Consider the following 23,252-nt stretch of genomic DNA (forward strand, 5'->3'; position numbering starts at 1 on the left):
AGAGGCTTTTTTTTATAGCTTTGTTCTAAACACAAACCATTTGAAAATTAAATTTTTATATAATACTTGTCTTGCGTTAATAATTTTGAGTTTGGCACAATCTTGTTCCAATCCTAATAACAACAATACAACTTATACTTCAACATCAGCAAATGACAGTATTGCATTTTGGATTGAATCTGCAAAGAACAAATCGTTTAATATAGAAAAGAGAAAACAATTATTATCAAAATCTTACCAAAAAATAAAGCAATCAACAATTGATACTTCATTTTTAAAACATCTAAGTGCAATTGCGTATCAAAATTTCAAATTAGGTGACACTTTATTGTTCAAAACACAAAATGAAGAAATTTTAGAATTAGCGACCAAAATTAAAGATTCATTTACAATTGGTGATGTTCATTGGAATTATGCAAGCTTTTATAATAAAAAAGAAGTATATGATAGTGCCTATTTTCATTTTAATTCCGCATATAAATTTTTCAATGATAATGGAAATGTATATGAAGCAGCTAAAACCCAGTATGGTATGGCATTTGTTCGAGGTCGCTTTAGAGATTTTACAGGAAGTGAAGATTTAACTATAAAGGCTATAACTAAATTTAAAACTTTAAATGACTATGAATCTTTATACTCATGTTATAATCACTTAGCGCAATTACAAAATGATATATATGAGTTTGATCGAGCTCTTTTTTATTATAAGAAAGCAATAGAATACGGTAATAAGATTGATAATAATTATTCTTTTTACGCTTCTAATTTGAATAATATTGGAAATACATATTTAAAAAAAGGAGATTATGAGGAAGCTTTGGCTTATTTCGATGAGAAATTAAAACTAGATAGTATAAAACAATTAAATTCAAATAGTTATGCGATTACTTTAGATAATAAAGCTTATTGTAAGCTTCTTATGAGTGACACTTTAGGTGTTAAGGGGTTTTTGAAAAAATCATTACAGATTAGAGATAGTTTGAAAAATAAATCTGGCTTAGTAATAAGTAAAATTCATTTGTCAAAATACTACGAATTTGTTAAGGATACGTCTCAAGCAATAATATTTGCTCAGAATGCTTACAAATTATCAAAAGAAATAAAAAATAGTAGGGATTATATAGCATCATTAGAACTTTTAGAGAAATTAGATACTAAGAATACCGAAAAATATTTGAAACAGCACATAAGGTTTACTGATAGTCTACAAATTGCAGAACGCAAAATTCAAAATAAATTCACAAGGATTGATTTTGAAACTGATGAGTATATAGAAGAAAATGAACGTCTTTCTCAGCAAAAAATATGGATAATTGTCACAGGGTTTTCGCTTTTATCAATTTTAGGATTACTTCTTTTCTTAAAAGACCAAGCCTCAAAAAACGAGAAATTACGTCTCGAAAATGAACAACAAAAAGCCAATGAGCAGGTTTATTTATTAACTTTAAAGCAACAAGAGAAATTAGAGAAGGAAAAAATCAAAGAACGTAATAGAATTTCTGAGGAGCTCCACGACGGAATATTGGGTAAATTATTTGGAACTAGAGTTGGACTTGGGTTTTTAAATATTTCAGGAGATAATGATACTATTAAACAACATCACGCATTTTTAAATGAATTACAAATTATAGAAAAAGAAATAAGAGAAGTGTCTCATAAATTAAACGACAATCTAGATAGTACTCAGTTACATTTCACAACTATAATTCAGCAAATGCTTGATAAGAAAAGTAAGATTGGAGGTTTTGAATATGAATTACATCTAGATGAACATATTGATTGGTCAATAGTAAATGAGGTTATTAGAGTTAATCTTTATCGTATCTTACAAGAAGCAATTCAAAATATTATAAAACACGCTTCTGCCAAGTATGTAATCGTAGCTTTTAAATTTGAAAAAAAAGATTTAATAATGTTAATTCAAGATGATGGTATTGGATTCAATTGCAAACGAAAGTCAAAAGGAATTGGTATGAAAAACATGAAATCAAGAGCAGAAAAAATCAACGGAGAATTACATATAGAAACTACTTCTGATAAAGGTACCAAGATAGAAGTTCAAATTACTTTAATATAATTTTTTATGAATGATAAAAAATATTCAGTGTTGATAATAGATGATCATCCTTTGATCTCTGAAGCTTATAAAACTGCTTTTAATTTTTATGCAAATCAAAATGAAGAAATTACTTTCAGTATTAAAACAGCAGAAGATTGTGATAATGGATTTCGATTAATTAATGATTATGCGAAAAAAAATATAGATCTTCATATTGTTTTTTTGGATATTAAATTACCACCATCTGCGGATGGTAAAATTGTATCTGGTGAAGATTTGGGTTTAAAAATAAATAAATTACTTCCAAACACTAAGATTATAGTATCTACTACATTTAATGACAATTATAGAATCCATAGTATCTTCAAAAGCTTGAATCCTGATGGTTTTTTAATAAAAAATGATATAACACCTCAAGAGCTTATTGACACCATAAATACCGTCTTAAATGACCCTCCTTATTACAGTAAAACAGTTGTGAAACTATTGAGAAAACAAGTCGCAAATGATTTCATTTTAGATAATATTGACAGAAAAATATTATACGAATTATCATTAGGAACTCGCATGAAAGATTTGCCTAGTGTTTTACCTCTTTCTATAGCTGGAATAGAAAAAAGGAAACGTCATCTTCAAGAAATCTTTAATATAAAAGGAGGCGGAGATAAAGAACTCCTTTTAGTTGCAAAAGAAAAAGGCTTTATATGATGTGATTATGAATTTAAAATAATAAAAAGTAAGGAATATCCTTGCTTTTTTTTTGCTCTAAATTTTAGGTTTGGCAAAGGATTTGAGCGACTTAATAAAATAATAAATAACCGTAAAATTTTAAAATAATATTTGTAACGGTTTCATTTCTATTAATGCCTATTAGTTCTACAGTTTTCCGACATTCAACAGTTAGTTCATGAATTAATATTAAAAAATTAGAACACTTTATTTAGAGGAAATTCAGAATTGGAGAATGTAATATTTTACAATGTTAATTTAAACTATTGCGATTTTAATACTTTCAACTTAAGTAATACTTATGTAGTAGTAAGCTATCAAATTAAAGAAGGTTATTATTAAAATAAAGGGGTTTACCTTACTTATTCTAAGGGCTATGTTTTCATAAAAGCATAGTATAACACTAAATTTATTAATTAATAATTGTTGAGTATATATTCTAATAAAAATTTTAAAAATCACAAGTTAAAAAGCCTTGAATTTATTTTTGGTGGTATGTTACTAATAACGACATGTGATATTAAATTTTGTGATGTTTATGATAATGAGAGTAATAGAATAAATTTTTGATAAATATGATTAACTATTAAAACGGGTAGTTTACCTAATTCTATTTTCTGTGGTATGTCTCAAACTATAGATTTTTTCCAAAAAAAAAAGTAATATGATTTCTGAAAAGGATTATAAATATGGTATAATGATTTTAACTGAAACCTATAAGCAGGTTAAAAATGATAATAATGTGTTTTTATCAGCTGATTACTGGAATTTGGCTATTGCTTATAGATCTTTAGGTTTTGATAAAAGAATTGTTTTAGATTTTTTAGATAAAAGTAAAAATCAGAATATATACAAATTTTCATATTTTTTTATTTCTTTTGGAGGAGACACGAATGAATGGGAGGGTTATTTGTTAGATTCAGAGTACGATAGCTTATACAATGATTGTATGGAAGTCTTAATAAATAATCCAAAATTGATGGAAAACATTCACTTGTCAGATGCTAAAGCGGTTATTTCTTTTGGTCAGAAATTAGTTTCCGGAATTAATCAAATTTCAAATGATGATCCTAAATTTAGTAACCCATTAAATATTGATGATTTACTGCAAAGAAGACTTGATTTTTCCAATCAAAAAAAAAAGGACTACTTAATTAATAAACATAAGAAATAAAAAACCAATATTTAGTATTGCTTTTTATTGTTATAACACGAGCGAGATTTAATCCCCTGACCTCTGGGTTATGAATTTTAAAAAGCCAAATATCGATTTTTTAAAATACTGATTTTCAGTTAATTGAAAATCGCTGTGTTCTTAATCGTGTTCCAAATCGTGTTCAGTTTCGTGTTCACTTTTTGTTATTAAAATTGAAATTCAAATTACGTTAAATTTTTTGATTATATGATGTTTATTTTTAAATATTGTAATATCATATTAGTTATTATCAAACTACTTATTGTTTTGCAGTTTATATTATACTCTAAAAAAGTTGTTTTAAAACTCGAATATTTACGTTCAGAAAATACTTTCACTTTCCTTTTGAAACATGCACGCTTTTTCTATCTTTAAACTCTCCCTTTTTAATTAAATAGTTTAAGTTTTTATTAATTGTAAATTTAAAAATCACTTGTGATATTCAACGAAGACTCAAGAGTTAAAATCCCTTCTATATTACACTTAATTCAATTAGGTTATACATACCTTTCTTTGAAGGATAGCCAATGGGATGAAAACACCAATATTTTTACATCTATTTTTAAAGAACAACTTCAAAAAATAAATCCTAAGTTATCAGAAAAGGATATTCAAAAAGTATATGATGATATTTCTATTTCCTTAGAAAATGAAGATTTAGGACGTGCTTTTTATAATAAACTCATAGATCAATCAGGTGTTAAGCTGATCGATTTTGAAAATTTCGATAATAATACGTTTCATGTGGTTACAGAATTACCATATAAGAAAGACGATGAAACCTTTAGACCAGACATTATTCTGTTAATTAACGGAATGCCTTTGGTGTTTATTGAAGTTAAAAAACCGAATAATAGAGAAGGTATTTCCGCAGAGCACAATAGAATGCAACGCCGTTTTCAGAATAAGAAGTTCCGAAAATTCATCAACCTAACACAACTCATGGTGTTTTCTAATAACATGAAGTATAGTGAGGACGATACACAAATGCTAGAAGGTGCATTTTATAGTACTACAAATTATAGAAAACCAATATTCAATTATTTTAGAGAAGAAGAAACCTTCGATTTAAATACGATATTAAAACCTTTATCAGAAGAGGATGAAACCTTTGTTTTAAAAGACACCAATCTTTTAAGTATTAAAAATTCAAAGGAATATCAATCTAATAGAAAACCTACAACAGCAACCAATTCTATTTCGACATCTTTATTTCAACGCGATCGTTTAAAGTTTATTTTACGATATGCTTTTGCTTATGTTGAAGAAGAAAAAGGGTTAGAGAAACACATTATGCGTTATCCACAACTATTTGCTACCAAAGCGATAGAAAACAAGTTGGAAAACGGTATTAAAAAAGGAATTATTTGGCATACACAAGGTTCTGGTAAAACAGCATTGGCATTCTTTAACGTTAAGCATTTAACACATTACTTTCAGCAGAAAACTATCATACCTAAGTTTTACTTTATTGTAGACCGTTTAGATTTGTTGGTGCAAGCTGCAAAAGAATTTAATGCGCGTGGTTTAAAAGTACACACCATAGATAGTAGAGATGCTTTTAGTAGAGATATTAAATCAACCCAAGTTATTCATAACGATTCTGGAAAAGCAGAAATAACAGTTGTTAATATTCAAAAGTTTAAAGACGATCCCGATGTTATTAAAAACAACGATTACAATTTAAGTATACAGCGTGTTTTCTTTTTGGATGAAGTACACCGTAGTTATAATCCTAAAGGTAGTTTTTTAGCCAATTTAGAATTAGCTGATAAACATTCTATTAAAATAGGTTTAACAGGAACACCATTGTTAGGTTCAGAATATAATTCTAAAACCTTATTTGGTGATTATATTCATAAATACTACTATAATTTATCTATTAAAGATGGTTACACTTTACGATTAATCCGTGAAGAAATTGAAACCAATTATAAGCTTGTATTACAAGAAGCTTTAGAAAATATTAAAGTATTACAAGGTAATATTGATAAGAAAAAACTCTTTGCCGATCATCGTTTTGTAGAACCTATGCTAGACTATATTGTGAAAGATATGGAACAAGCTAGAATTTCTATGGGAGATAATAGTATTGGTGGTATGGTGGTTTGTGATTCGTCTGACCAAGCTAAAATGATGTATGACATTTTTCAAGACACTTACGCAGACAAATCAGCTTCTTTATTCAATCATGCAGCAGAAGAACCTGCAAGTTATGGCAAGAAGAAAAAGGAGGAAAGTAAAGTAAATACTGCACAAGTTATTTTGCATGATATTGGCACCAAGCAAGACCGAAGAGATTGGGTATCCGATTTTAAAGCAGGTAAACTCGATTTGCTATTTGTGTATAATATGTTACTTACTGGTTTTGATGCCAAACGTTTAAAGAAACTTTATATAGGTAGAAAAATAAAATCGCATAATTTATTACAAACACTAACACGTGTAAATAGAACGTATAAGGCGCACAAATATGGATTTGTAGTTGATTTTGCAGACATTCAAAAAGAGTTTGATAAAACCAATCAAGATTATTTTAACGAGTTGCAAAGTGAGCTGGGAGATGAAATGCAGCATTACTCAAATCTGTTTAAAAAGCCAGAGGAAATAAAACAGGAGATTGAAGAAATAAAAGATGTGCTTTTCAAATTCAATACTGAAAACGCGACTGTTTTTGGGGATCAAATTTCTGAAATTAATGATCGTACAGAAATACGTCAAATAGCAAAAGCCTTAAATAATTCTAAAGAGTTATATAATCTAATCCGTTTATCTGGTAATTTTGAATTACTCGAAAAATTAGACTTTAGAGCACTTTCTGTTTTAGCACGATTAACCAATGATAGACTAGCGTTAATAAATACCAGAATAGCATTAGAAAATAATGTAGATACCGAAAACATTTTAAACACTGCCTTAGAAGATGTTATTTTCGCTTTTACCAAAGTCAAGGAGGAAGAGATGGTATTGGCAGATGAACTTAAAAACACCTTAGGTAGAACACGTGAAATGTTAGCAGGAAATTTCGATCAGAAAGACCCAAGTTTTGTATCGCTTAAAGAAGAGTTAGAACGTTTGTTTAAGAAGAAAAATTTAAGCGAGGTTACCAAGGAAGAAATGGAAGCCAACATAAAAGCGTTAAATGCTATTTATGATAAAGCTAAAAAACTAGAACGCGAAAACCAGTTATTAAAAGCGAAATATGATTACGATGCTAAGTATGCACGCATCCATAAGCGTTTAATGGAAAAAGACCCCTTAACCGATAGTGAACGCAAATTGTTTAATGCTTTAAAAGGATTAAAATCAGCAGTAGATACTGAAATTCAGCAAAACTCTAAAATTTTAGAAAACGAGAGCTATGTAGAAAAAATGATGATGCGTTTAGTCGTTAGCCAATTTAAAAAAGAACAAAAAATAGATATTAATACTACCGATGTAAGGCGTATTAATAGTTTGATAGTAAAAGAATATATGAACGAATACAACGGATACGTTGCATAACATAAAATATGACAAGCACCACACAATTTGAAACCCAAACCAAAGCGCTCATAGACGACCTTAAAAGTGTCTGTGCCAATTACGGTTTAGGAAATGACGGAAACGAATTTAAAATAATAACCCAAGTCTTTCTATATAAATTCTTAAACGATAAATACGTTTACGAGTTAAAACAACTAGAACCAGATTTAGCCAAAGCAGATAATTTTGACGAAGCCTTAAAAAAGTATTCTGATGATGATTTAGAAATGCTAACCATGCAAATTAGTGAAAACACCGCACGTATTGCACCAAAAAACTTATTGTCGCGATTATTCGAGCAGCAAAACAAAGATCAATTTGCCGATATTTTTGATGAAACCTTAGTAAGCGTAGCCAAAGACAATATCGATATTTTCTCAGTACTCACACAAGGTGGCGAAAAAGTGGTACTATTCGAAAACCTAAGTAAATACGTAACCGATAATAAAGATGCCTTTTGTAAAGCTTTAGTAAATAAATTGGTTGGTTTTAGTTTTGAGCATATATTCACTCAGAAATTTGACTTTTTCGCAGCTATTTTCGAGTATTTAATAAAAGATTATAACACAAATAGTGGCGGTAAATACGCCGAGTATTTTACACCACATGCTGTAGCAAAAATTATGGCAGCTTGTTTGGTAACAGATACTAACGTAAACAATGCAACCTGTTACGACCCAAGTGCAGGATCTGGAACGCTGTTAATGAATATTGCCCACGCCATTGGCGAAGATAAGTGTACCATTTACTCGCAAGATATTTCGCAAAAATCATCGGCGTTACTACGTTTAAATTTAATTTTAAACAATCTGGTACATTCCATACAAAACATAATACAAGGCAATACCATTTTAAGTCCGTACCACAAACAAGATAACGGACAATTAGAACAGTTTGATTATATAGTTTCTAACCCACCATTTAAATTAGATTTTAGTGATTACAGCGCAGATTTAGATAGTAAAGCCAATAAGGAACGCTTTTTTGCAGGAATCCCAAATATTCCAAAAAGCAAGAAAGATTCCATGGCTATTTACTTGTTGTTTATACAGCACATTATGCACAGTTTAACCGCAAAAGGTAAAGCAGCTATTGTGGTGCCAACAGGTTTTATTACCGCACAATCTGGTATAGATAAAAAAATTAGGCAAAAACTAGTAGAAAGTAAAATGCTTGCTGGTGTAGTGTCTATGCCATCTAACATATTCGCCACCACAGGAACCAACGTAAGTATTCTGTTTTTAGATAAAACCAATACGAAGGATGTGGTGTTGGTAGATGCCTCTAATTTAGGAACCAAAGTAAAAGAAGGTAAAAACCAAAAAACCGTTTTAAGCGACGCTGAAGAACAACAAATAATAGATGTGTTTAATGCCAAAGAAGCTAAAGACGATTTTTCTGTAGTAGTTTCTTATGAAGACATTAAAGCCAAAAATTACAGCCTAAGTGCAGGACAATATTTTGAAGTTAAAATTGAATATATAGATATTACTGCGGAAGAATTTACAACTAAAATGAACGGTTTTGAAAGTAATTTAGAAAGCTTGTTTGCAGAATCAAAAAGTTTAGAAAAAGAAATTCAGAATAATTTGAAAGGCTTGAAGTATGAATAAATTGTTACTGAAAGATTGTTGTGGTTTTCAAGAAGGATATGTAAACCCTACCCAGAAAAATAGAGATTTTTTTGATGGACCTATTAAATGGCTACGCGCTTCAGATTTAAATGATGGAATTGTAAATGACACTGAAAAAACATTATCTCAATTAGGGTTTGATAGTGCAGGAAAAAGTTCGTTTCTATTTAAGCCTCATACCATTGCAATTAGTAAATCTGGTACCATAGGGAAATTAGGAATACTCAATGATTATATGTGTGGTAATCGCGCAGTTATTAATATAGATGTAAAAGATAGTATTGCTGATTTAAAATATGTGTTTTATACTTTAAAATATAAAAAGAATGAGATATTAGGAAAAGCAGGAGGGAGTATTCAAAAGAATTTATATATATCAGCCTTAGAAACTATTTCTTTAAATCATTTAGAGTTATCAACCCAAAAACAAATAGCCAAAGTCCTTTCCGATTTAGATGCCAAAATAGAAGTCAACAACAACATAAACCAAGAATTAGAAGCGATGGCAAAAACGCTTTACGATTATTGGTTTGTGCAATTCGATTTTCCAGATGCTAATGGTAAACCTTATAAATCGTCTGGTGGTAAAATGGTTTTTAATGAAGCTTTGAAACGTGAGATTCCTGAGGGTTGGGAGGTTGACAATTTATTAAGTATTGCTGATTTTCAAAATGGTTTGGCATGTCAAAAGTATAGACCAATAAATGAAGATTTTTTGAGAGTAATCAAGATTAAAGATATGAAAGAAGGTTTTTCAGAAAAAACTGAAAAAGTAAGACCTGATGTTCCTGACAAAATTAAAATTTTTAATGGAGATATATTATTCTCTTGGTCGGCTTCACTTGAAGTTATTCAATGGTCAGGAGGGAATGGAGCTTTAAATCAACACATTTTTAAAGTTACTTCTGAAAAATACCCTAAATCATATTACTACTTTGAGTTACTTAATTATTTGCAACATTTTAAAATGCAAGCTGAATTACGAAAAACCACTATGGGACACATTACCCAAGAGCATTTAAAACAAAGTAGAATTACTATTCCTTCAATAGATTTAATTAATAAGTTAGATGAAATTATAAACCCAATTTTAAATAAACAAGTAAAACTTAATGAAGAAAACCAAAAGCTCTCAGAGCTTAGGGATTGGTTATTACCTATGTTAATGAATGGGCAGGTTACAGTTGGTGAGGAGGGAGAAAAATATAAAACCAAAAAGTAATAATGGAGTTGTTAGCAATATATATAGATAATCATTTCTTACTACAAAAGTCTGAATATTTTAATTTTGGTGGAGCCTTTATTTTCGATTTTAAGCTAATTGATGATAAGTTAATTATTGATAAAAAAGAAAACCCAAAATTTATTAAGAATTTTTTTGAGGACAGAATTTCTAACATAAGTGCTATTGTTGGGAATAATGGTGTTGGCAAATCTTCTATAATGAGGGTACTTAATAGAGAATCAGATCATAACATCATTTCTATCTATGTTGATGGTGAAAATATAATTATCAAAGATCAAGCAGGAATTGAGTTTAATACTAATTTCGAATATGAAAATTATGGAAATGAACATGAATTATATCCTCTTTACTATTCCACACATATTGATTATAACTTAAAAAATATTCAAAGCCCAATTAGTCAATCTAATTTAATTCATGACAGTTTAGAAGATTATTATTACAATACTATTCTTCGGCAAGTATTCTTTTTAAATCAAAAAGGGCAATTCCTTGAAAAAAATTATAAAGATCTTCCTTTTTATGAAAACCTAATAATTAAGGTTAATCAGGTAGATAAATCAACATTTCTAAATTCAGATTTTTACAGAAATGCAACAATTGGCAAATCTATTACTAAGCAATTAGACATGCTTTGGAATCATTATGCAATATCTAATGAAGATTCAATTCATGGCAATTTCAATTTTCTAAACAATTTTGAAGTATTTATTCTTTCTTTATTGGTGTCTGATGATACATACATGCAAACCAATGATAACGGAGCCTCTATAGGTTTTGAAGAGGTTTTAAATCAAGATGATTTTCAGGCTAAATTAGAAATGTTTTTAAGTAAACGATTAGATAATATAGATGGTGCATTATATGAGACATTAAAAAGCTCTGTTGGAGTAAACTTCACTAATACAACAAAACTTATTGAAAAAATAAAGACTTATCCAATTATAAAAATAGCTGGAGGGTTTGAATTTGAAAAAATGAAAACTCATGCCATTCAAACAATAAAACGCTATACAGCAATTTGGGAACTTTATAATTTCATATCGTTGAATACAGAAGTATTCATTTTTGATAAGCCAAATGAAATAAACTTATCTGTTAAAAAAGATACTTCAGAAGATTTTTTAAAGACATTTTTCGAATTATATCAAAAAGCACATGAGTCTATTCAATATATACAGTTTGAATTTAGAATATTTAATATTTTTCCTCAAAAGAAACTTTCTACAGGAGAGCAATCCTTGTTGAATTTTTATAGTTCTATTTATTCGTTTGTTGGTAAAAGGGAACAGCATTTAAGACAACATAAGCAATATTTATTATTGCTAGATGAACCTGAGACAGGATATCATGCAACTTGGAAGAAAAAATTCATCAAATCTATTACTGAAATTCTACCGGAACTATTTAATGAATTAAGTCAAAATCCAACAATCCAAATTATTTTTACGACACACGATGCATTAACACTATCTGATATTCCGAATGACAATATTACTTATTTAAAAAAACTTGAAGATTCAAGTATCAAAGTTTTTAAGAGTGATGATATTGAAAAACCACAAAAGTCTTTTGGTGCTAACATTACAGATTTACTGGCTGATTCTTTTTTTGTTGATGATGGCTTAATGGGAGATTTTGCAAAAGAAAAAATTCAAAAGACAATAAGTTGGCTTAATTCATTTATTAATGACGAGAAAGTGAATCCTGAAGTTTCAGAGGATATCATAATGCATCATGAAAGCATAATTGAAATAATAGATGAACCTTTATTACATTATAAGCTCACAGAGATGTTTCAAACCGTTTTTACTAATAGAATAGATAAAGTAGACGCAGAAAAACAAATAAGAGATTTAGCTCACAAAGCAGGACTTAATTTAAAAGATTTAACTTAGATGATTTATTTAGGAGAGCAGCTAGATGCATTAAATAAATTTAAACCATTAGTTACTTGTTGGTTTAATATTAAGCGCTTGGGCAATGCTCGAAAAGGAGATGTAAATGGTTATCAGTGCGTTGATAAAAATTGTAGAATTTGCAATAGCAAAATAGAAAAGTTAAATAATACGGTAATTGATTATACAGATTATCTAAATTTTATTTGCCCATATCTAAATCGTATTATTGAGTGCAAACCAAATGAAATAATTTCCTTGCAGGATGAAATTAAAGATGAATGGTTAAAAATTGGTTTAGGCACCGAAGATCATTTAAAAGAAAAAAGCAAGCATGTCTTTACTGTAAAAGGATATAAAGAATGGTTTACTAACGGTAGTATAAATTATTCTCTCGCAGAATGGTTAGATAAACATACATGTGTTTATTGTAATCGACAATACATTTTTACAACTCGTAAAATAGGAGAAAAAAGAGGTGTAACTTGTCAGTTTGATCATTGGTTTGACAAAGGTTCTAGACCTTTATTTGCGCTTTCTTTCTATAATCTAATCCCTTCATGCTCAGTATGTAATTCTTCTGTAAAATCTAGAACTCACTTTAATACAGATGATTATTTACATCCATATATTGATAAAGATATTTCTTCAAGATTTAAATTCTCTTCTATTCCAAATACAGCAACTCAATACGGTATTACCTTTTTGAATGAAAACAAAATGGATGCTAAGACAAAAAAAACATTAGAAGGACTGGGAACTAAATTAGTTTATAGTAAACACAGTGAAAAGGAACTTCAAGATTTAATTGATTTAAGGATGAAGTATTCTGATAATTACTTAAAGAACTTATTAGAAAATACATTTAAGAATGAGTTGTATATGACAAAAGAAGAAAAATATAGATTAATTTTTGGAATAGAATTGTCAGAGGATAACATGCATAAACGTCCTTTTAGTAAATTTAAAAAAGACATTATAGATGAATTATTAAGGATTAAATAAGTAATGATTAGAACATTTCCCCACCTAAAAGCAAAAGAATCTATAGGGTTAGATGTACCAATTTATAGAAACGCCATACAATTAAAAAAAGATGCCCTATTAATTGCACAATCTAGAAAATCCTATAGCTCTGCAACTTCTTTATTGATTTTAAGTACAGAAGAAGTAATTAAGTCTATTTTGGTTAGACTGCATGCAGAAGGCTATAAAATATATAAAGCAAAAGAAGTTCATAAATTTTTTAGAGACCATAAAATTAGGCATCAGATTGCACAATTAATGGAAATGGGAGTTGGTTTATCAGAGGCTTTAATTAAATATGATGAACAGAAACCAACAACTTTTGCTAAAACAAGAGTTAATTGGTTTAACAAATTCATTAACGTCAGTCTAGATATAATAAAAGCATTAGAACCTTTATTGCATACTATTAATAAAACCGTAAAATTACAAGGGTTTGATAACTTAAAAAACAAAGGTCTTTATGTGGATTTTCAGGATGTTATACTCTCTCCACAAATTGAAATAACAGAACATATTTATAATGAAACTTTAGTTATTGCTAACCGTGTTTTTATGTTTAGTAAAGTCCTACGTATTTTACATCACCCTAAACTAGAAAACCATATGGATGCGAAAGAGTTAAAAAGAATTAAAGCTGTTTTAAAGAAACTTGTCGACGATCATATAGATGAAATTTCTTTTAAAAAGATGAATGAAAAAATGAAGGGCTTATAATTAAAGTTTAATAGGACAGAGGTATGGATTTTATAAGAAAAATAATAAAGTAAATGAATTATACAAACACATTATTGTCAGAAGTACAAACTATTGTTAACAGTTATTCTAGAATTAATAAAATGTCTGGGCAAAATTTTAATTTATTCACGTTGCTTAGAAAAGGAAGTGATGAAGTAAGATTGCACTCAAAATTTATTTCAGAACTATTAAATCCACAAGGTTCTCATCAACAAGGGACGTTGTTTTTAGATTGTTTTTTAACGAGATTGAGCATTACAGATTTTGAAACAAATAACGCCACTGCTAATATAGAGTACTACACAGGCGTTATTAATGATAACAAAGATTTAGGAGGTAATATTGATATTCTTATTCGCTCCATAAATAATAAAGTGATAAAAATTGAAAATAAAATTTATGCTAAAGAGCAAGAAAATCAATTATTAAGATATCATAATTTTCAAAAAGATGGACAATTAATTTTTTTAACATTAAGAGGGCACAAAAGTAGAGATCATGATACGCTGACAAATGCAAAAATAGATTACCAACAAATTTCTTATAAAAATGAAATTACAGAATGGTTGCAAGAATGTATTGAGAAATGTGCAACAGTACCAATAGTACGGGAAAGTATAGTGCAATATTTAAATTTGGTTAAAAAATTAACACATCAAAACATCAATAAAAAAATGAGTAAAGAGATTGTAGAAAAAATTACACAAAGTAAAGAGAGCTTTGAAGCATACTTAGCTATACGTAAAACAGAAAATGATAATGAGATGTATTTTGATGTAGCTAACTCACATTTAATCCCATTTTTTGAAGATTTTGCAGTTAAAAATAATTTAACAGTTAAAAATTTAGAAAAGAGTTTAATAGAAAAAAGAGAAAGATACAGTGGCTTCTTTTTTACAAATGATACATTAACAAAGTATGGTTTAAAACTATCTATTCAATTTGGTAACTCTTTAAATAGAGACATGTTTTATGGTCTTTCTTTCACTACAGAAAACCCAGAGGAGCATGCTGTTTGTGAAATTATAGCAAAAGAAGCTAAGCATGTTATGGATAAACCTAATCCAACTAATAGTTGGTGGCTCTGTAATACATTTTGGAAAGAATATAGAAATTGGGGAGAAATAGAAACCTTATACAATTTAGCATATGGTAATTTTCAGAATGAATTGTCTTCAAAATTGACAGCTATTTTAAACTTGGCTTTTTCTGTAATTGAGAATTATGAAAGCCAATTAGAATCAAAATCAAAAACATAAAAAGCATTGATAATGGTAATTGTCAAAGCAAATGAATGGCTAGGTAGCGGTTAGTGAGGTTGAGCAGGAGCCTGATAATTAACAAATATATTAGAGTGGGGGTTAAGAAGTCTATAGATGAGATTTCTTTTATAAGTGTAATGCTTGGTCTACCTCCATTAAAAGAACAAGCCGAAATCGTAAGTAGTGTAGAACATTTATTTACGAAAACCTAAAAACAAAAATAGATAGCTTATCGCAAGCTATTTTAGCCAAAGCTTTTAAAGGTGAATTGGTGGAGCAGTTGGATACGGATGGTAGTACAAAGGTTTTGTTGGTGGAAATTAAGAAACTAAAAGCGTCATTGCGAGGCACGAAGCAATCTGTAAAAAGGAAGAAATAAAAAGTTATTATGTTAGATATGTATAGGGAACCATTTAAACCAAGGGAAGCAATAGACTATGGTCTAGCTAATAAGGAATATGAAAAGGCAAAAAAACAATACAATTTATATTTAGCTAAAGGAAAATATATGCTAGACATACCATTAAATCATTTTAATGAATACGAGATTGCTGATATTCAAAAAAAAGGTTATTGGTATAATGCGCTTTCTACTGGTAGCCTTAAGCCAATTACTAAACAGCAAAAAAAATTTGTTAATGTAATGAATGGTAAAGTTGAGGTTATTGGTGGAACTGGTGCAAGTTGGATTAAATACTGCTTAGTTAAGAAAAATTGGCAGGAATTATATCACTTACTCAAAAAAATTAATGATGAAGAACGTGAAATTTTGGCTTCAATTTTAAAAACTGATTCAATAAAAGTAGATGATATTATTTCTAAATTATCATCATCAAGTCAAAATTTAAACGGTTTAATGGGGAGTATTACTTCATATAATAAAATCCTGAATAAAGTATCAAAGAAGCTAAAATTAAAAGAATATTTAGGTAGTGATAAGGATTTAGAAAGACAATTAACCCAACATCTTTTTAAAGAAGTATTGTCTAAAATGGATGATACAGAAAAAGAAAAATTAGAATTAAAGCTTAGAGAAGAAGCTAGATTAAATAATAAATTAATAGCGCCAGGCACAATTATTTTATCTCTATCCGCAGTTAATTTAACGGGATTTAGTGTGTATTTGATGGCAACAACAACCTTAGGAGCTTTAAGTAGTATTATTGGTGTTACACTACCTTTTGTATTTTACACTACACTTACTTCATCAATTGCCTTTATTACAGGCCCTGTAGGTTGGATTGGAGCGGGAGCTTATGCGTTATGGAAATATACAGATGCAGATTATAAAAAATTAATTCCAAGTGTAGTTTATATTCACTTATTAAGAGAAAAATACTCAGAATAATGGAGGAACAAATGAGTTTATTTGGTGAAGAAAATCCAAAGAAAAAAAGTTTAGGGAAAGCAAGTATAGAATATAAATCTGCTGGTTCAATTTTAACACCAGCGTCTGGCTTTATGGCAGAATATGATTATACACTTAATCCATATTCTGGCTGTTCTTTTGGTTGTACTTATTGTTATGCGGCATTCTTTTCTAGAAATAAGGAGAAAATGGATACATGGGGAGATTGGATTACGGTAAAAGAAAATGCCTTAGCGCTTTTAAAGAAGAAAAGGAAAAGACCGCTAATTGATAAAACTATCTATTTAAGTAGTGTTACAGACCCTTATCAACCAATAGAAAAAGAGTTAGAGTTAACCAGAAATATTTTAAAGGAGTTAGTCGAGTTTCATAACGTTAGACTAGTCATTCAAACTAGAAGTGCATTAGTTACTAGAGATATTGATTTGTTTAAACAATTTAAACATATTCAAGTAAATATGACTGTTACAACAGATAGTGAGAAGGTTAGAAAGGTATTTGAGCCCTATTGTCCAGGAAATAAACAACGTATTAAAGCAATCAAAGAAATTCATCAAGCAGGAATACAATCTTGTATTACAATGACACCGCTTTTGCCAGTAGATAACCCAGAGAATTTTGCGGAAGAATTACTAGAAACAGGAATAACACGTTTTATTATTCAACCATTTCATAAAGATAAAGGAAAGTTTGTAAGAGGTACAAGAGATGAAGCAGTGAAAATTCTAAATGAATTTAATTGGAGTGATATAGAATATCAACGTGTTCTGGCAATAATGCGAAAGAAAATACCAAATTTAGGAATAGGAAAAACAGGATTTGCACCAATATAATTTGATTTATGACTTTAGAAAATATTTATTTACATATAGCTTCAATTAAAAACACTCTAGATAATGCGATTAAAATTGCTGCAGAGAACTATTATGTAGTGCATAAGGATGATTCCAATTTTCTTTTTGATGTAAAAGAAACTAGTAGAGAATGTTATTTATTATCGAGAGGGGCTGATTTGTGTTATGATAGACCATCCATAGGTTTTACTTATTCTTTATGGTACCAAGGACGCAGAGTCAACTCTTTTTTAAAATATTTATCTCAAGCAATATTTGAGGCAAAGCAAGAAAAATCCATCACAATTTACGATTTAGGAGCAGGTACAGGAGCGATACAGTGGGCTTGTGCAGCAGTTGCTTCTGCATTTCATAAGTATGATGTTGAATGTCCAGTAATTAAAATAATAAATATTGATACAAGTCCATTTATGTTAGACTATAATAGGCTGTATCTTTGGCCTGCGTTAGTTTCTTTATTGCCCGATTTAAAAAACTCAATATTACCATCGTATTTTGTTAACTCTTGGAGTTCGGATGTTGACGATTTTAATAACAGTAATAATTGGATTACAGCTAGTTATTTGTTTGATCATACTGAAAATTCTGAAAACCTAAAAAAAGATTTCAAAAAACTTATTGAAAAAATAAAACCAACTAAAATACTTCTTACATCATCATTTAATAAAAAAGGATACACTCAAGATATCGCAAAAGAATTAGCTCAAAATAATTATACAAGTCAAGAAGTAAATAACGATCTTATATATAGTGGTGGTATGCCTGCTACAGTAGCTATAAGAAAATGGTTTAACAACAATTCTGGCTGTAATTTTAGCGGAACACCTTCATGGAATGAGAATTATATATATGGTGTAATATGCTCTTCAACATCACCAACATTTAATTTGTTTGCATTGGATACCACAAATGAGGTTAATCTTTATAACCCTCCATTAGTAGTTAGACGTGAAATTAAATTAAACCAAACTCAAAATAAAGCAGCACAAAATGATAACAAACCTACCATAATAGTCGGGCCTGCAGGTTGTGGAAAAAGTGTTGTTATAACCCAAAGAGTTTTAAATATTGTTGATGAGGCGATTAAAACAAATACGATAAGTAAAATTAATATTTTACTAACAACTTTTAATAAAGCACTTAAAGCGTATCTATTAAATTGGATAAAAGACCTTTTTGATAGTAGAAATATTACTTATACTGAAAATTATAAGTATGGATTAAAAACTCAAGGATCAGAATTTATCAATGTGTTTTTAATGCATTTTGATGTCTTACCTACTAGGCTTTGGAAGCCTTTATTTAAAGAAGAACAACCATTTAATGATAGTTTGCTTTTTGAAACAGGTTTATTAAAAAGAGCACAAGAAGCTATAAATAGTATTAAAGAAAGTGAAAATATATCTACAGCAGAATTTGATAATGTGTTAAACCCAGAATACGTATTAGAAGAATATAATAGAGTTATATATGGTCAAAACTATACAAAAATGGATGTCTATTTAACTTCAACAAGAAGTGGTCGTCCAGTTTTAGCTTATAATGGAGATAGAAGGAGATTACTTTTTAAAACTGTTCAGAAGTTTTTATTAATAATGGAAAATAATAATGAAAGCTCTATTATAACTAGAAGACATAAGTTTTTAAAAGAGATAAATAAAAATAAATTTAAAGGTTATTTTACGCACGTATTTGTCGATGAATTTCAAGATTGTACGCAATCTGATTATGAAATCTTTTATGGTTTATTGAAAGATCCAAATAACTTAATTATTGCTGGAGATTTTGCACAAGCAGTTCATTTGGGTAGAGTAGCTTCTATACCTAGGGTTGATGATGCTAAAGGTGAAAGAATGAGAAACAGAGTGACTCATAAACTAGATGGCTCTTATCGATTACCATATAGAATTAGTGAAGCTATTAAGCCTCTGTCAGAAGCGATTAATGAAGTTCAAGAAGGAGCAGATATTATTACACCTTATAAAGGAGCTCCGCCTGGAGCAAGACCAATTTTGGTTTATGCAGAAAACAATCAAGATTTAGCTAAAAAGATAATTAATATTACTAAAGCATTTAATTCTTTTGATGTAGTAGATTCAATACCTCCTTACAAAAATTTAATAACAATTTTAGAGAAGGATATTGCTACAACTAATGCTTTAAATAATATGAAATCAGGAGTTTGCCAAACAGATACTATTTTAAGGCTAAAAGGGTTGGAGAAAAAACTAATTGTTTGGTCTACAAATACAGAAATTACGCATACAGAGGAGATAAAAAATTTCGTATACACAATTTTCACTCGTACTTCTGGGCTATTAATTATAGGGATGTTTAAAGATATTAAAAAAGAATACAAAGAAATAATTACCTCATTAAGAAAAGATAGAGTTATGTTATGGGATGAAAGTAGTTTACAGTATTATAATGATTTGTAAACTATTATTTTAGGAAATAATAAATATAATTTGAGTTTAACAAGACAAGAAATAACACACATAACTTCTAACTACATAAAGTGGAACAATGCTTTCCTTAATTATTTTTTTAATAAAAATAACAAAGGAAAGGAAGTAATACTCTATGCTGATGAAGATTTAATTAACAAAATAGGAGAAGAAAATAACTTAGGTAATTATCAAGATTTTCTTAAAACTGTTTTAGTAAATAAAGAAGTTAAAGTTGCTATATATGATAAGGTAGCAGCATCTTTAGGTGTTAGAAGAAATGTTAGTGTAAATAAAGTCTTAAAAAATTCTATTACTGAGTTTTCAAAGGTTTTAAAAGATTTGGAATCTAGACATCATAAAGTTATTTATTTTAATTATATAATTTTATACATCACAATTTATGTTAGTAATAACAGTAATTCTTATTACGATCACCTAAATAGTGTAATTAGTAATTATTTAAAAGAAAAGAGGAGAATTACAAAGTTGAATTATTTAGATATTCTCTTTGATGGTCTAGAAAAATGGTCGCTTAAAAATAGTTTAGGTGTTTTTAGAGCCCGTAGAATAGGTGGATTGGCATATATTGGATTGCTAAATTACCAAGTAGTATTGAAGCCAGAAGAGCATCAAGAATTTGAAGAAATCTTATATGCACATGGAATTTATATAAACGATAATACAATTTATCCCGAATTAGTAAATAAGCTTTTACCGTATACGAGTCATTCTAAATTAAGAGAAAAATTAAAAGAAGGCATAAAAAAACCTGTATATGCAGAATGGTTCTTAAATAGAGCACTTCAGTTTGATCATAAAGCTTTTTCTAAATCAGAATTAGGTCAGTCAATAAACATTCAAAGAAAAGGAGCTTTAGTATTCAATATTAGTCCTACTTATAGTTTAGAATTGTTAACTGACACTCTATTAAATGAGATTGATGTACCTATAGAATTTAGTGTTATTAATTCAGGTCGTAATATTTATGGGTTTCATGAGGTGCCCATAAAAACAACTGGAGATCTAAAGTTTCAAGAGCAACGATTTATTACAAAAAATGAAACTCTAGAACTTAAAACGATACCTATACGAAGCGTAACTTTCTTTCAAAAAAATGGTGATAGCTACATACAAAGATTGTCGCCAGATGAAAATTATGACTGTATCGTAGTCGTTCAAAAAAATGAAAAATCTTGGGTAAACTGGTCTGAAAATTCTGAAAATATTGGTGATTGTCGACAAATTGAATCTGGTATTTTACCTTCTATTTTTGGAAATGAATTTTTGTTTTATGATGTAAAAAATATTAAAAAATCTTATTACGGAAATGCTGAAGAAATTTTTACCACATCAACACATAACGAAGGGTTTAAGATTAAAAAATTAGGTGGTTTAAAACTTAATAAGAATCTATACTTAGATATTGGATTACCATATTTTGAAGTTGTTTTAGAAGATTCACAAACAATAGAAAATCCAAAAGTGTATAGAAATGGTGCTGAAGACAAGGATATAGAGGTTTCGAAGGTTAATAATAAATACTATTTGCACATCAATGGTGAAACCACAATTGATGAAGCCTCACTTGTTGTTGTTAAATTTCAAATAGGTAACCAAGAAAAAACTTTTGATTTTTCAATTACAGGTACTAGTATAGAATTAACCTTTAATGATCACTTATATAAGTATGATAAATGGGGAGATGATACGCACGATAGTACAAGTTTTTTTCAAGGAAAAAAAATAATTGGTTCTGAGCAGATTCCTCTTAATACTAGTAAGCATCAATTAAGCGGATTACATTTTGAAAGGCAACTAGATCAACATTATCTAATATACCTATTAGTTGGTATTAGTGTAAATCGCAAGGAAAGATTTTTAAGGTACAAAGATGTTGTGAAAGCTATTAATGCAACATTGGTTTATTTAAAGAGTAAGGGAGTATTAATAACAGAAGATAAATATTCTAGATTTCAATTAATAAATAATTTAACAGCTTTAGGTTATCTAAACTATAGAGAAAATGAGAAGGAGGAAAAGGAATTTCAATTGATGCCTTTTGGAATTAGGAAAATTGAAAAAAGTTTTCATCGTAATTCTCAAGTTTACCAATTTACAGGTGTTTATTCACGTCTTTTATTAGATAGTTTAAAAGTGTTTTGTGAAGAGCATCAAGTAGAAATCAAGTTTAAATCTGTAAACACAAATAGTCGAAATTCATTGCAGAGTATTATGTTACCTGACATCATATATCTTGACTTAAAGAATAAAGTAGATCTTCTGAGATTATATATCAAGGAGGAATTTGAACAAGAACTTTTAATTGAAGATACATATCATACAGGAGATTCGTTACTCAACTTTATTGGTTCCTTAGGCGACTTTGAGGAAGAACATCTTACTCATTGCGTTCCTCTTAATAACCAAGAGTTATTTAGTAATCCAGAAGAGCAGTTTCCAAGAATTGTAGAAACTCAAGAGGATTACAGGCGTTATGGGAGTTATTACAGTAAAAAATTCTTAGAAAAAGAAAAAGGTGAATACTATAAAATAAATCATCCATATTGGACAAATCTATTTATTCAAAACAAAAAAATTGCACCAATAATTTTTACTAAGAGAACCTTTGGTCAAAACCAATACAACTATAGTAAAGAGGTTCTAATTCCGTCTAGGATATTTTTACCTGAAATAGTGTATTATGCTTTTTGCAATCTTAATCATGGTATACCAAATACTATAAAAATATTTTGGAAGAATGCACTTAAGGATTCTACGTTATCTAAACATACTTTTTTACATTTTGATCAGTATAATATATCTGATAAGCAAAACCGAAGAGCGAATATTGCTAGAATTTTGACTGGTAGTGACGACTTAAATAACAATCCTCAAATAAACTATTTATACGGTAATCATAATAAATACAAACTAAAATATGTAAAATGTTCCATTTTTAGTGATTTTAAAACTGCTATTTTGATTGAAGATAATAGAGATAATATCATTGGACTATATGTCTATAAGGTGTTATATTTAAATACAAGCTTAACTATTATATCTGATTCAGAGAGTGCAACTTTAATTATGAATGATTGCGAACCTCTAAAACTATCGAGAGTATCAAGAAATAATTTTAGCGAAAATGAGATGTTAAGTAAAGTATTAGAAGGCAAATTTGATCAGTTTGATTATAAAAACTCAACCAGAGTTTTTAAAGCTGAAGTAATTGAAGAAGAGAATATTGAAATAAGAGAATTAAGTTAA

At 28.8% G+C, this 23,252-nt stretch carries 14 protein-coding genes; all 14 read left to right on the forward strand.

The genetic code is table 11. The annotated features are described in order from the left end of the window. The first annotated feature begins 40 nt into the window (after window positions 1-40). The 14 genes from IM744_RS07640 to IM744_RS07705 all read left to right on the forward strand — a co-directional run bounded on the left by IM744_RS07640 (window position 41) and on the right by IM744_RS07705 (window position 23,252). A complete protein-coding gene (locus IM744_RS07640; RefSeq protein WP_194507537.1) occupies window positions 41-2,077 on the forward strand; it encodes an ATP-binding protein in 2,037 nt (678 codons plus the stop codon). Between the two features lie 6 nt (window positions 2,078-2,083). Next, window positions 2,084-2,767, forward strand: coding sequence for a response regulator (locus tag IM744_RS07645; RefSeq protein ID WP_194507538.1), 684 nt, complete (start codon window positions 2,084-2,086; stop codon window positions 2,765-2,767). Between the two features lie 685 nt (window positions 2,768-3,452). Then, window positions 3,453-3,962: a hypothetical protein gene (locus tag IM744_RS07650; RefSeq protein ID WP_194507539.1), complete on the forward strand. Its 510-nt coding sequence runs from the start codon at window positions 3,453-3,455 to the stop codon at window positions 3,960-3,962. Between the two features lie 456 nt (window positions 3,963-4,418). Beyond that, the gene (locus IM744_RS07655) at window positions 4,419-7,487 is read left to right on the forward strand and encodes a type I restriction endonuclease subunit R (RefSeq protein ID WP_194507540.1); all 3,069 of its coding nucleotides are present in this window, start codon (window positions 4,419-4,421) and stop codon (window positions 7,485-7,487) included. An 8-nt stretch (window positions 7,488-7,495) separates the two neighbouring features. Next, window positions 7,496-9,121, forward strand: a complete 1,626-nt coding sequence (locus IM744_RS07660) for an HsdM family class I SAM-dependent methyltransferase (protein WP_194507541.1) — start codon at window positions 7,496-7,498, stop codon at window positions 9,119-9,121. Beyond that, window positions 9,114-10,364, forward strand: a complete 1,251-nt coding sequence (locus IM744_RS07665; RefSeq protein WP_194507542.1) for a restriction endonuclease subunit S — start codon at window positions 9,114-9,116, stop codon at window positions 10,362-10,364. Before IM744_RS07660 ends, IM744_RS07665 begins: the two co-directional genes overlap by 8 nt. A gap of 2 nt (window positions 10,365-10,366) precedes the next feature. Beyond that, the gene (locus tag IM744_RS07670; protein ID WP_194507543.1) at window positions 10,367-12,286 is read left to right on the forward strand and encodes an AAA family ATPase; all 1,920 of its coding nucleotides are present in this window, start codon (window positions 10,367-10,369) and stop codon (window positions 12,284-12,286) included. Beyond that, complete coding sequence (locus IM744_RS07675) at window positions 12,287-13,291, forward strand: hypothetical protein (protein WP_194507544.1); 1,005 nt, start codon at window positions 12,287-12,289, stop codon at window positions 13,289-13,291. 3 nt (window positions 13,292-13,294) lie between these two features. Then, window positions 13,295-14,029: an AbiV family abortive infection protein gene (locus tag IM744_RS07680; RefSeq protein ID WP_194507545.1), complete on the forward strand. Its 735-nt coding sequence runs from the start codon at window positions 13,295-13,297 to the stop codon at window positions 14,027-14,029. A gap of 53 nt (window positions 14,030-14,082) precedes the next feature. After that, window positions 14,083-15,309: a PDDEXK-like family protein gene (locus IM744_RS07685; RefSeq protein WP_194507546.1), complete on the forward strand. Its 1,227-nt coding sequence runs from the start codon at window positions 14,083-14,085 to the stop codon at window positions 15,307-15,309. A 391-nt stretch (window positions 15,310-15,700) separates the two neighbouring features. Further along, window positions 15,701-16,660 carry a DUF413 domain-containing protein gene (gene maoP, locus IM744_RS07690; RefSeq protein WP_194507547.1) on the forward strand — a complete coding sequence of 320 codons (960 nt, stop codon included), beginning with the start codon at window positions 15,701-15,703 and terminating at the stop codon, window positions 16,658-16,660. Beyond that, on the forward strand, window positions 16,660-17,514 hold the full coding sequence (locus IM744_RS07695; RefSeq protein ID WP_206694474.1) for an SPL family radical SAM protein: 855 nt from the start codon (window positions 16,660-16,662) through the stop codon (window positions 17,512-17,514). The genes maoP and IM744_RS07695 overlap by 1 nt, the downstream gene beginning before the upstream one ends. Before the next feature lie 8 nt (window positions 17,515-17,522). After that, the gene (locus IM744_RS07700; protein ID WP_194507548.1) at window positions 17,523-19,973 is read left to right on the forward strand and encodes a UvrD-helicase domain-containing protein; all 2,451 of its coding nucleotides are present in this window, start codon (window positions 17,523-17,525) and stop codon (window positions 19,971-19,973) included. 30 nt (window positions 19,974-20,003) lie between these two features. Then, window positions 20,004-23,252, forward strand: coding sequence for a hypothetical protein (locus IM744_RS07705; protein WP_194507549.1), 3,249 nt, complete (start codon window positions 20,004-20,006; stop codon window positions 23,250-23,252).

This window comes from Psychroserpens luteus, from assembly GCF_015319355.1.
Taxonomy (GTDB): domain Bacteria; phylum Bacteroidota; class Bacteroidia; order Flavobacteriales; family Flavobacteriaceae; genus Psychroserpens; species Psychroserpens luteus.

Coding starts and splice junctions, on each gene's coding strand:
- IM744_RS07645 (WP_194507538.1), top strand. CDS start 2,084: ATGAATGATAAAAAATATTCAGTGTTGATAATAGATGATCATCCTTTG.
- IM744_RS07650 (WP_194507539.1), top strand. CDS start 3,453: ATGATTTCTGAAAAGGATTATAAATATGGTATAATGATTTTAACTGAA.
- IM744_RS07660 (WP_194507541.1), top strand. CDS start 7,496: ATGACAAGCACCACACAATTTGAAACCCAAACCAAAGCGCTCATAGAC.
- IM744_RS07665 (WP_194507542.1), top strand. CDS start 9,114: ATGAATAAATTGTTACTGAAAGATTGTTGTGGTTTTCAAGAAGGATAT.
- IM744_RS07670 (WP_194507543.1), top strand. CDS start 10,367: ATGGAGTTGTTAGCAATATATATAGATAATCATTTCTTACTACAAAAG.
- IM744_RS07675 (WP_194507544.1), top strand. CDS start 12,287: ATGATTTATTTAGGAGAGCAGCTAGATGCATTAAATAAATTTAAACCA.
- IM744_RS07680 (WP_194507545.1), top strand. CDS start 13,295: ATGATTAGAACATTTCCCCACCTAAAAGCAAAAGAATCTATAGGGTTA.
- IM744_RS07685 (WP_194507546.1), top strand. CDS start 14,083: ATGAATTATACAAACACATTATTGTCAGAAGTACAAACTATTGTTAAC.
- maoP (WP_194507547.1), top strand. CDS start 15,701: ATGTTAGATATGTATAGGGAACCATTTAAACCAAGGGAAGCAATAGAC.
- IM744_RS07695 (WP_206694474.1), top strand. CDS start 16,660: ATGGAGGAACAAATGAGTTTATTTGGTGAAGAAAATCCAAAGAAAAAA.
- IM744_RS07700 (WP_194507548.1), top strand. CDS start 17,523: ATGACTTTAGAAAATATTTATTTACATATAGCTTCAATTAAAAACACT.